This window comes from Anaerorhabdus sp. (assembly GCF_036657415.1).
GTDB lineage: Bacteria > Bacillota_I > Bacilli_A > Erysipelotrichales > Erysipelotrichaceae > Anaerorhabdus.
On sequence record NZ_JAVXGL010000068.1, the window covers coordinates 1 to 10,502 of the forward strand.

At 33.2% G+C, this 10,502-nt stretch carries 13 protein-coding genes and 1 other annotated feature; all 13 genes read right to left on the reverse strand.

The window, feature by feature from the left end:
• A partial coding sequence (locus RSB60_RS08985; protein WP_332615850.1) for an AAA family ATPase occupies positions 1–390 on the reverse strand: 390 nt, incomplete at its 3' end.
• A gap of 9 nt (positions 391–399) precedes the next feature.
• Complete coding sequence (gene ruvA / locus RSB60_RS08990; protein WP_323380558.1) at positions 400–969, reverse strand: Holliday junction branch migration protein RuvA; 570 nt, start codon at positions 967–969, stop codon at positions 400–402.
• Between the two features lie 140 nt (positions 970–1,109).
• Positions 1,110–1,499 (reverse strand): hypothetical protein, encoded by a 390-nt coding sequence (locus tag RSB60_RS08995; RefSeq protein WP_323380559.1) that lies wholly within the window; start codon positions 1,497–1,499, stop codon positions 1,110–1,112.
• Positions 1,500–1,653: 154 nt separating this feature from the next.
• On the reverse strand, positions 1,654–2,934 hold the full coding sequence (obgE, locus tag RSB60_RS09000) for a GTPase ObgE (RefSeq protein WP_332615853.1): 1,281 nt from the start codon (positions 2,932–2,934) through the stop codon (positions 1,654–1,656).
• A gap of 54 nt (positions 2,935–2,988) precedes the next feature.
• A complete protein-coding gene (gene rpmA / locus RSB60_RS09005) occupies positions 2,989–3,273 on the reverse strand; it encodes a 50S ribosomal protein L27 (RefSeq protein ID WP_323380561.1) in 285 nt (94 codons plus the stop codon).
• Positions 3,274–3,276: 3 nt separating this feature from the next.
• Positions 3,277–3,591 carry a ribosomal-processing cysteine protease Prp gene (locus RSB60_RS09010; protein WP_323380562.1) on the reverse strand — a complete coding sequence of 105 codons (315 nt, stop codon included), beginning with the start codon at positions 3,589–3,591 and terminating at the stop codon, positions 3,277–3,279.
• 2 nt (positions 3,592–3,593) lie between these two features.
• On the reverse strand, positions 3,594–3,905 hold the full coding sequence (gene rplU / locus RSB60_RS09015) for a 50S ribosomal protein L21 (RefSeq protein WP_332615857.1): 312 nt from the start codon (positions 3,903–3,905) through the stop codon (positions 3,594–3,596).
• A 25-nt stretch (positions 3,906–3,930) separates the two neighbouring features.
• Positions 3,931–4,002: a sequence feature (ribosomal protein L21 leader region), on the reverse strand.
• 293 nt (positions 4,003–4,295) lie between these two features.
• Positions 4,296–4,712: an aspartate carbamoyltransferase regulatory subunit gene (locus RSB60_RS09020; RefSeq protein WP_323380564.1), complete on the reverse strand. Its 417-nt coding sequence runs from the start codon at positions 4,710–4,712 to the stop codon at positions 4,296–4,298.
• Positions 4,713–4,724: 12 nt separating this feature from the next.
• The gene (pyrB, locus tag RSB60_RS09025) at positions 4,725–5,639 is read right to left on the reverse strand and encodes an aspartate carbamoyltransferase (protein WP_323380812.1); all 915 of its coding nucleotides are present in this window, start codon (positions 5,637–5,639) and stop codon (positions 4,725–4,727) included.
• 140 nt (positions 5,640–5,779) lie between these two features.
• Positions 5,780–6,430 (reverse strand): tRNA1(Val) (adenine(37)-N6)-methyltransferase, encoded by a 651-nt coding sequence (locus RSB60_RS09030; RefSeq protein WP_332615859.1) that lies wholly within the window; start codon positions 6,428–6,430, stop codon positions 5,780–5,782.
• Entirely contained in the window at positions 6,420–7,877 is a 1,458-nt protein-coding gene (locus RSB60_RS09035) for a sensor histidine kinase (protein ID WP_332615861.1), read from the reverse strand. Before RSB60_RS09035 ends, RSB60_RS09030 begins: the two co-directional genes overlap by 11 nt.
• Positions 7,867–8,529, reverse strand: a complete 663-nt coding sequence (locus tag RSB60_RS09040; protein ID WP_323380567.1) for a response regulator transcription factor — start codon at positions 8,527–8,529, stop codon at positions 7,867–7,869. The genes RSB60_RS09035 and RSB60_RS09040 overlap by 11 nt, the downstream gene beginning before the upstream one ends.
• 10 nt (positions 8,530–8,539) lie before the next feature.
• A partial coding sequence (gene dnaE, locus RSB60_RS09045; protein ID WP_332615863.1) for a DNA polymerase III subunit alpha occupies positions 8,540–10,502 on the reverse strand: 1,963 nt, incomplete at its 5' end.

Consider the following 10,502-nt stretch of genomic DNA (forward strand, 5'->3'; position numbering starts at 1 on the left):
AAAATCTTCCCTTGCTGGATACAAAACTTCTTCCACAACTTTAGGTAATCGATGAATTTCATCAACAAATAAAATATCACCTGGTTCAACCGTTGATAAAATAGCTGCCAAATCACCCGCTTTTTCAATACTAGGACCACTACACGTTTTAACTCTACCATGCATTTCGTTTCCTAAGATGTATGCCAACGTTGTTTTACCTAAGCCCGGTGGACCATATAACAATACATGATCCAACGTTTCATTTCTTTGAAGAGCTGCTTGTATAAATATACGCAAATTATTCTTTAATGTATCTTGCCCCACATATTCATTTAAATTTTGAGGGCGCAAGTTTTCTTCTTCATCGCCTGCTTCTTCATAAGCAGATAATAAACGTTCTTCTTCCATTGTAGCCTCCTATTTCTTTTTCATTAAAAGCTGTAACCCTAATTTCAAGTATTCATCACTTGATAATCCTGGTTGTTCTCTTAATTTATTCGCAATAGATTGTACTTCTCCTTGTTTATAGCCTAAAGATTTCAATCCTTCCATTGCATCTGTTAATTCACTTGCAATTGGTTCATTACTTTGAGCACTAACCAATTTACCTTTTAAATCCAAAATAATTTGACTTGCCGTTTTACCACCAATTCCTGGTAATCCCTTTAAGAAATTTACGTCTCCATTTTCAATTGATTGTACAATTTGCTCATAATGAAATTTACTTAACATTCCCATGGCTGTTTTAGGACCAAGGCCTTTTACTGAGATTAATTTTAAAAATAATTCATATTCTTCTAATGATAAGAAACCATATAAACTTAGTTCATCTTCACGAACATGTTGATATGTGAAGATTTGAATTTCTTGATTTAATTTGATTGCTTCTGGATGTCCAAAGAAAATGCGATAACCAATCCCTTGATTATCTAATATTATCCAATCAATTCCATATGCAAATACTTTTCCACGAATAAACGCTATCATTTTAATCACCTCCTATATTTTACCACAATTTCATTATTTCTTTTGCTAAATCAGCGCAAAACAAGAAAAATGTATTAGTTTTTATTCTAATACATTTCTGCTATTCTATCGGTTTTTTAGGCTAAAACTAGATTTAATTCTTATTTCGTATCTGTTTCTTGAACTTCTATAATTTCTTCTTGTGTTGGTTCACTTTCAACATCAACTTCTTCAATTATTTCATCACATTCTTCGCAATTTTCAAAATCATTCTCTTCATCAATTGCACGTACTCTAAAATGTATTCTTTTAATTTCATCCAACATTTCTTCTTGTGTTTCTAAATGTATTGCAAAACCATAGAGAAGTACACTAGATAATACGCCTGTAATTAATAATGTAATAAAGATTGTAATATTAAATGAAGGTTCTACAAAGTAACGCATCATTCCACGCATTGACATTGTGCTTGTTGCAAATGCAGCAAATATACCACTAATAAGTGTAACAACTGCTAAAACTTTTAACGTAACGATTACTATTTTTTTCATATTTATCACCTCTTAGACATCGTAGTAACTACGGTAGGTACGGTCCTAGTTTTATATCCTCTAACCTATTTTTATGCTAACACTCGTATAAATAGACATCAAGAAATGTGATTATAAAATAAAAAATCCATGATATAAAATCATGAATTCTTAATTAATCAAAATATTCAAATTTAAAATCATTAATGAAGACAGTATCTCCTTCTTTTGCACCTGCTTCTTTTAGTGCATCATCAACACCCATTTTCTTTAATGTTGATGCAAAGCGATAAACTTCTTCTTCTCTTTCAAAGTCGACACTTCTAAACAAACGATCTAAACGTTTTCCTTCTAACTTCCATTGCCCATTTCCTAAGTTGAAAACTTCAAATGCTGGAGCTTCAGGTTTAAATTTATAAAGTATGCCTTCAGTTTGTGTTTCCTCATCAACCATTGGAAACTCTGGAGTAACTTCTAATAAATCTGCAACACGATATAGAACACTTTCAAGCCCTTCGTGAATAATCGTAACTGTTGGAAAAACTTCTAAATCTGGATAAGCTTTTCTAAAACGTTCAAGATTTTCTTCGGCAGATTCTAAATCCATTTTATTTGCGATAACAACTTGCGGACGTTCTGTAAGACGCAGTTCATATTGACGAAGCTCATCATTAATAATCTTATAATCTTCGACTGGATCTCTTCCATCATGGCCACCCATGTCAATAACATGAAGTAAAACACGACAACGCTCAATATGACGTAAGAATTGATGACCCAATCCCTTACCTTCACTAGCACCTTGAATCAACCCTGGTAAATCAGCCATTACAAAACTACGTCCATCACTTACTTGAACAACACCTAAATTAGGAGTAATTGTTGTGAAATGATATTCAGCAATTTCAGGTCTAGCTTTACTAACAACTGAAAGAAGTGTTGATTTTCCAACTGAAGGAAATCCAATTAATCCGACATCAGCTAAAAGTTTAAGTTCAATTTGAACTTCTTTAACTTCGCCATCTTCACCTTGTTCAGCGTAGTCTGGAGCATTGTTTCTTCCTGTTGCGAAATGCCAGTTACCTCTACCACCTTTTCCACCTTTTGCAATCACTGCAGATTGTTCAGGTTTTACTAGATCGGCAATGATTCCGCCTGTTTCTACATCTTTTATCATTGTTCCTAGTGGAACTTTTACAATAATATCTTCACCATCTGGGCCATGCATTTTATTTGCACGTCCATTACCACCACTTTGTGCGTTGACTTGACGATTATAACGAAGGTCTAAAAGTGTTGATTTATTTGTATCAACTTCAAAGATGATACTTCCACCTTTTCCTCCATCACCACCCGCTGGTCCGCCTAGTGGAACATACTTTTCGCGACGAAAAGCAACAAGTCCATTGCCACCATTTCCCGCTTTAATTTTTAATTTGACACGATCTATAAACATTGTTGGACCTCCTCTTAAAGAAATAAAAGTCCCCAATACGTTGGGGACACTTTGTTATGCTTGAGGATAAACAGAAACTTTCGTTTTGTCTTTTCCTAAACGTTCAAATTTAACGACACCATCAACTAACGCGAATAGAGTATCATCACCACCACGGCCAACATTTGTGCCTGGATGGATCTTAGTGCCACGTTGACGATATAAGATAGAACCTGCACTTGCAAATTGACCATCTGATTTTTTAGAGCCCAAACGCTTTGATTGAGAGTCACGGCCATTCTTAGTAGAACCTACCCCTTTTTTCGAAGCGAAGAACTGAATATCTAATCTAAACTTCATGGTTTACACCTCCTGTTTACTTATCTTTATGTAAGCTTTATAGCTTTCTTGTATTGTTTGTAGCTGAATAATTCCTGTTTTAAGAATTATTTGAGCTTCCTTGTTGTTAAGATTATTTGCAACAACTTTTATTTCATTGTCTTGCATTTGACAATCATAACCAGTTTTGAATTCTTCAAGTGCATTAAGTAAGCCTATTGCTATACTACTAACACCTGCACAAACCAAATCTTTACCATGTTCATCAAATTCTGCATGACCTTTAATATCCAAACTAACAATGCAATTATTATTCGTTTGAATAAAAATTTGTATCATAATTAAGCCTCGATCTTTTCAACAACTAATTTAGTATATGGTTGTCTATGACCTTGTTTACGACGAGTAGAACCTTTTTTAGATTTGTATTTGAAGATTGTAATTTTCTTCGCTTTACCTTGTTTTTCTACTTTACAAGTTACTTTTGCTCCACTTACGTATGGAGTACCAACTTTAATTGTTCCGTTTGAAACAACAACAACTTTGTCCATTACAACTTCAGCACCTGCTTCAACTTCTAATTTTTCAACGAAAATTGTTTGTCCTTCTTCAACACGTAGTTGTTTTCCACCTGTTTCGATAACTGCGTACATTCCATGCACCTCCTAATCTTTTTTTCTGAATCTGTAGACTCGCCAAGTGAGGGGGCTATAAGCTCTTATTCCCTTTTTTGAGCGGTTATAGACCCTAGTGAGGGCATATAACATAAGGAGTATAGCATACTCCTATTGATACAGTCAACACAAAACACAAAATACCCTGTAAAATAAGTCTTTTTCTTCATTAGCTCCTTTTATTTCTTTGCGTACTTATCACAAATGCTTGGATTAAAAAGAAGATACGTGTTAAAACTACAAAATACTAAGTCGCATTAAATATTTTGACACATTAAGTCCAACATCAAGTTCGCTTTGGGAACAGATTAACTGTCATCGTTCTTTTTTCTATAAAAATAACTGTGATATTTATCACAGTTATTATAACTATCCTTTTTTCGTTTCGCAATAAATACAACGATATGTTTGCATTTCTTCATCGGACAAGTAGAAGATATGATCTAATTCTTGTTCAATTGATGTAATGCATCTTGGGTTTTTGCATTTGACAATGTTTTTTATTTCTTTTGGTAATGATAGTTTCTTCTTTTCACTTACCACACCATCTTTAATAATACATACAGATATATTTGGATCAATATACCCTAATACATCTAGATTCACTTCAAAATCATCATCAATTTTTAAAATGTCTTTTCTTCCCATTTTGCCACTTTTTACATTCATAATCATGGCAACTGAACAATCTACATCTGCAAGACCTAAGCTATCATATACTTCTTTTGCTTTTCCTGCTGTAATATGGTCTAAAACGATTCCGTTTTTTATGCTATCGATATTCATCTGCTTCCCTCCCTATTTCAATCCAAGCATGGTCATAATCAATGCCATACGAATATACTTACCAAACAACGCTTGTCTAAAGTAAGCAGCACGCGGATCTTCATCAACATGTACTGAAATTTCGTTTACACGTGGAAGTGGATGCATAATTGTTAAATCTTTTTTAGCTTTTTTCAATTTTTCAGTATCTAAAATATAAGTATCTTTTAGACGAATGTAATCAGCTTCATTGAAGAAACGTTCACGTTGGACACGTGTCATATAAAGGATATCTAATTTATCCATGACTTCTTCCATTGTTTTTACTTCTTCATAAGTTACATTTGATTTCTTTAATACATCTTCAACAATATACTCTGGAACTTGTAATTCCTCCGGTGAAATAAGTACAAAATGTACATTTTCATATCTTGTCAAAGCTTTAATTAATGAGTGAACAGTACGACCAAATTTCAAGTCACCACATAGACCAACAACTAAATTGTCGAAATGTCCTTTCTCACGGTGGATTGTTAATAGGTCTGTTAGAGTTTGAGTTGGATGATTATGTCCTCCATCTCCGGCATTAATAATAGGTACCGTTAAATCTCTAGATGCAACAAACGGTGCCCCTTCCTTTGGATGTCGCATCGCAATGATGTCTGCATAACAAGCTACCGTTCTTGCGGTATCTGATACACTTTCACCCTTTGCGGCACTACTTGAATCCGCAGATGAGAATCCTAAAACATTCCCACCTAGTTCGAGCATCGCTGCTTCGAAGCTTAATCTTGTTCTTGTACTAGGTTCAAAGAAACAGGTAGCTAGAGTCTTGTGTTTACACACCTCTTGGTACTTTTCCTTGTTGGCGATGATATCATCAGCCAAGACAAGAAGATTGTTGATTTCCTCTACTGATAAATCCATTGGGTCAATCAAATGCTTCATATTCACTTTTTCCTCCTCATAGTGCGCTCTCTTGGCACACTATCGTCAATATTATAACAGTTTTAAAAAACTTGTCATGAGTTTTCAATCCAAAACACAAAAATTTCATTTTTCCAAAATAAAAGACAACTGAATTCCAGCTATCTTGTGATAAATATTGGTTTTTCTACAAGTACTTGGTTATTTTTACCTTTTACAATTTCAAATAAACAACTTGTAGAATATTCTTTATTTTCATCATAAATTGGCTTCATTCGTTTGATTTTGAAGCCATTTTTCAGAGTTTCTTCCACAATTTCTGTTAATCGCATTGTACGATGAACTAAATAGAATCGCCCCTCATCTTTCAATAAACGTCGCACATGAACAAATAATTCTCTTAACGTTAACATTTCCTCATGTCGAGCAATACGTAAATATTCGCTTTCATTTACATTTGAATTCTCATCAACTTTAAAGAAAGGCGGATTACATACGATGACATCAAAGGGAGCATACTCAAAATTTTGAATCTTTGTATGAACGAGTACTGCATCAACGTGATTATGTTTCATATTTTCTTCAGCTAAACTAAGCGCTTCTTGAAAATAATCAATTCCGACTAATGTTTTAGGATTAAATAGACTTGCATAAAGTAAAAGTGCACCATTATTACAACCAATATCCAAAACACTTTCATCTTCTTTTACATAAAGAAACTTCCCTAGATAATGTGTATCACTATTCATACGAAACATATCTTTTCGTTGTTTGATTTCTAACGTTGTTTCAGGCAAATAATCAAAAGACATTCTCTTGTTCTAGTTCAAACCAAAATGTCGAACCTTCCCCTTCCATACTAATAACACCATATCGTGCATGATGATTATCTAGGATAGCCTTGACTATCGCAAGACCTAGTCCTGTACCAACTTCTGCACGTTTAAATTGTTTATCAATTTTATAATATCGATCCCATATATATGGAATGTTTTCCATTGGAATTCCCGAACCTTCATCCTGAACCTCTACATGGATACAATCATCTTTTCGGACGATACGAATTGTAATCTTCTTGCCATCATCTGTATGTTTAATAGCATTAGATAAAAAGTTATAAATAACTTGTCCAATTTTAACTTCGTCTGCGCATAGAATAATTGACTCTTCACTCTCAAGTTCTACTTCAAAGTGATGTTCTTCAATTAAAACTTCAAACAATGATAGAATATAATGACATTTTTTAACAACATCAAAATTAGTAAGTTTCAATAAATAATTACCTGATTGCATCATTGATAACTCACGCATATCCATAACAAGATGATCTAGATAATCCACTTCATTGAGAATTACGTTTAAATGTTGATTGCGTTTCACAGCATTCTCACCAGATATATCACGAATCATTTCAGCATAGGCCTTAATCATTGTGAGCGGTGTTTTAATATCGTGTGATACATTCGCAATTAAATCTTTTCGCAATTCATCCACCTTTGATAATTTTTCAGTCGCATCATTTAACGTTGTCGCAAGTTCATCAATTTCACTAAAATATGATCCCTCAAAATGAGCATTTTCATAATCCGCTTTTGATAACTTATCCGCTGAACTTTTCATCTTTACAATTGGTTTTGATAAACCATTAGAAATGAATAGTGAGATAACGAAAGAGCATCCTACTACAACCAATGTATAGAAAAAATATTGCTCTTTAAAAAAGCTTACAATGGAATCAACAGGTTCTAATGGACTATTTATATAGAGATATAGATTACCTAAATTGGTTTTTATTTTTTGACCATATAAAATCATTTCTTGTTTACTTTTTGAGTTGACAAGTACCTCTGAAAAATCATTTCCAACAGAATTGACATATTCATTCATATACATTCCATTATTAAAAGGGACAATATCCTGTCCTCCTAATGATATTTTTTGATTGAATATACAACTTTGTCCTAAACCATCTGCACTATAAACCATTTTTCCTTGTTCATTATAAATTGCAGCACATACACTATTATTTACAGCAACTTGAAAGGCTTTTTCAACTAAGTAATCACTTCCAGTATCGTTGTGTATAATGTACGTTTCTAGTTTTGATGCAACTTCTTTAATTGCACTAATCTTATTATTACGATAATAAGGTTTAATTAAAGAAAATTGAAGTATCCCTAGTATTAACAAGAGCACAAGGGCAAATAAGAAGAAATCCAACCAAACATTGAATTTTATTCCTCTTAATTTATACTTCAAATTTATACCCCATTCCACGAACTGTCACAATAAAATCACGATATTTTCCTAAATTGTGTCTTAACATTTTAATATGTGTGTCCACGGTTCTATCATCACCAAAGTAATCATAATCCCATACTTCTTCTAATAATTTCATACGTGATAACGCAATGTTTTTATTTTTTACCATATATAGAAGTAGATCAATTTCTTTTGGTGTCAAATTAACTTTTTCATTATCCACTAATACACTTCGTCCATCAACATCAATGGTAAGCCCCTCAAAACAGAGCATTTGATTTTCTTTCGCACGTCCACGATCTAAAACAACTTTAACTCGTGCCATTAATTCTTTAGGTGAGAATGGCTTAATTACATAATCATCCACACCTAGTTCAAACCCAAAAAGTTTGTCATATTCTTCTTGTCTTGCAGATAACATAATCACTGGAATATCTTTTAATTTTTTTATTTGTTTACAAGCAGAGAAGCCATCTAATTTTGGCATCATGATGTCCAAAATAACACAATCAAAATTTTGATTTTCAACAAGTTGAATTGCTTCTAATCCATCACTTGCCTCCTCTACTTCGTATCCATTTAACAATGCATATTCACGTACCACTTCACGAATCATTAATTCGTCATCAACGATTAAAATCTTTGCCATGTTCATCCTCCTATTTTTCTTCTAGTAAACGAACGGTGTTTACTAAGCATGAACCTTTATCATCCATCTTTCCTTCAAAGAATACATAGTGTCCTTTGACTAAAATTGGTTGAACTTTTTGGTAAACATTCGGCATGACAACAAGATCTATATCGCTTGTCTCATCATACCCAATTACAAACGCCATCAAATCACCTTTTTTAGTGCGATGTTGGCGAATCTTACTAATACAACAGAATCCTTTCACAAAACCTTGACTCTGTCTTAATTTTACAAGGGGTTGACCCTCTATGCCAAGTTTTTTCTTTATTTCTAGAATAGGATGTGAACCCAAATAGAATCCAAGAACTGTTTTTTCACGTTCACTCCGCTCCAAAACATCTTCTTTTATTTGATAAAGTATTGGTTTTGATACCAATCCCAAGTCAATACGACTTTGATTACCTGTATCAATTCGAACTAAATCAGCATAGCGAATCGCATCATCCAGCGATGCCAATAAGCTCTTACGATTCACTTTAAATTCATCTAACGCGCCTGCATCTATTAATGATTCAATAATTTTACGATTTACTTTTCTTGTCAAAATACGTGCAACAAAGTCATGAAAATCATTGAATTTTCCATTTACTTCTCTTTCATTTACAATTTCTTCAATGGCACTTCCGCCAACATTTTTAATTGCAAGTAGTGGAAAACGAATTGATTTATCTTCTAATTCAAATGTAAATGAGCTTGTATTAACAGATGGAACTAGTATTGGTATTTCTTTTCTACGACATTCATCAATGTATTCAGCAGTTTTACTTTCTGAACCAATTACACTATTTAATAATGAGCAATAAAATTCATATGGATAATTAGCCTTTAAATAAGCTAGTTGATAAGCCACTAATCCATACGCAACAGAATGTGCTTTACCAAAACCATATCCCGCAAACTTTGCGATTAAATCAAATAATTGATGTGCTAACTCTTTTGTATAACCATTCTTCAAACATCCATCAATGAAATCTTTTTCCATTAACGCAATGTCACTTGCTTTTTTCTTAGACATTGCTTTTCTCAAAATATCTGCTTTACCTAATGAAAATCCCGCCATGATTTGAGCTACTTGCATGATTTGTTCTTGATAAATCATAATTCCATACGTATCTTTCAAAATTCCTTCCAATTTAGGATGAATATATTGAATAGAGCTTGGATTTTTTTTAGCTTCTAAATAAATAGGAATATTTTCCATAGGTCCTGGTCTAAATAGCGCAATTGTAGCCACAATATCATTAAAACATGTCGGCTCCATTTTACGAATTAAATTTTTCATACCATCTGATTCCAACTGAAAAATCCCCATTGTATCGACTTTTCGAATAATTTCAAAAGTTTTCTTGTCATCTTGTGGTATTTGAAGAATAGCAAAATCTTGATTTTTTGCTTGTATCATTTTGACAACATCATCAATAATTGTTAGATTACGTAAGCCTAGAAAATCCATCTTGATTAGCCCAATTGATTCCAAATACTCCATTGTATATTGTGTTGATACCATATCTTGCTCAATTTGAATGGTTGGCACAACTTGATTTAATGGCAAATTAGACATATCAACACCTGCTGCGTGTGTACTTGTATGTCTTGGAAGGCCTTCAAGTTTTAATGCAATTCTAAATAATTCTGTATAACGCTTATCTGCATCAATTAATTGTCTTAAATATGCAGATTCTTTATACGCTCTACGAAGTGTCATTTTTGGAGCAAATGGTACAGCCTTGCTAATTACATCAATTTCGCGTAATGGGATTTCTAAAACTCGCCCCACATCCCGTAATACCTGTTTAGCACCCAATGTACCAAAAGTCACAATGTGCGCAACATGTTCTTTACCATAAGTTTGATATACATAATCAATAACTTCATCGCGGCGATCATCTGGAAAGTCTGTATCAATATCTGGCATAGAAATACGTTCTGGA

What these genes read in the sequence shown, in the direction of transcription:
- ruvA (WP_323380558.1), bottom strand. Translation starts at nt 969, where the DNA reads ATGATAGCGTTTATTCGTGGAAAAGTATTTGCATATGGAATTGATTGG.
- RSB60_RS08995 (WP_323380559.1), bottom strand. Translation starts at nt 1,499, where the DNA reads ATGAAAAAAATAGTAATCGTTACGTTAAAAGTTTTAGCAGTTGTTACA.
- obgE (WP_332615853.1), bottom strand. Translation starts at nt 2,934, where the DNA reads ATGTTTATAGATCGTGTCAAATTAAAAATTAAAGCGGGAAATGGTGGC.
- rpmA (WP_323380561.1), bottom strand. Translation starts at nt 3,273, where the DNA reads ATGAAGTTTAGATTAGATATTCAGTTCTTCGCTTCGAAAAAAGGGGTA.
- RSB60_RS09010 (WP_323380562.1), bottom strand. Translation starts at nt 3,591, where the DNA reads ATGATACAAATTTTTATTCAAACGAATAATAATTGCATTGTTAGTTTG.
- rplU (WP_332615857.1), bottom strand. Translation starts at nt 3,905, where the DNA reads ATGTACGCAGTTATCGAAACAGGTGGAAAACAACTACGTGTTGAAGAA.
- RSB60_RS09020 (WP_323380564.1), bottom strand. Translation starts at nt 4,712, where the DNA reads ATGAATATCGATAGCATAAAAAACGGAATCGTTTTAGACCATATTACA.
- pyrB (WP_323380812.1), bottom strand. Translation starts at nt 5,639, where the DNA reads ATGAAGCATTTGATTGACCCAATGGATTTATCAGTAGAGGAAATCAAC.
- RSB60_RS09030 (WP_332615859.1), bottom strand. Translation starts at nt 6,430, where the DNA reads ATGTCTTTTGATTATTTGCCTGAAACAACGTTAGAAATCAAACAACGA.
- RSB60_RS09040 (WP_323380567.1), bottom strand. Translation starts at nt 8,529, where the DNA reads ATGGCAAAGATTTTAATCGTTGATGACGAATTAATGATTCGTGAAGTG.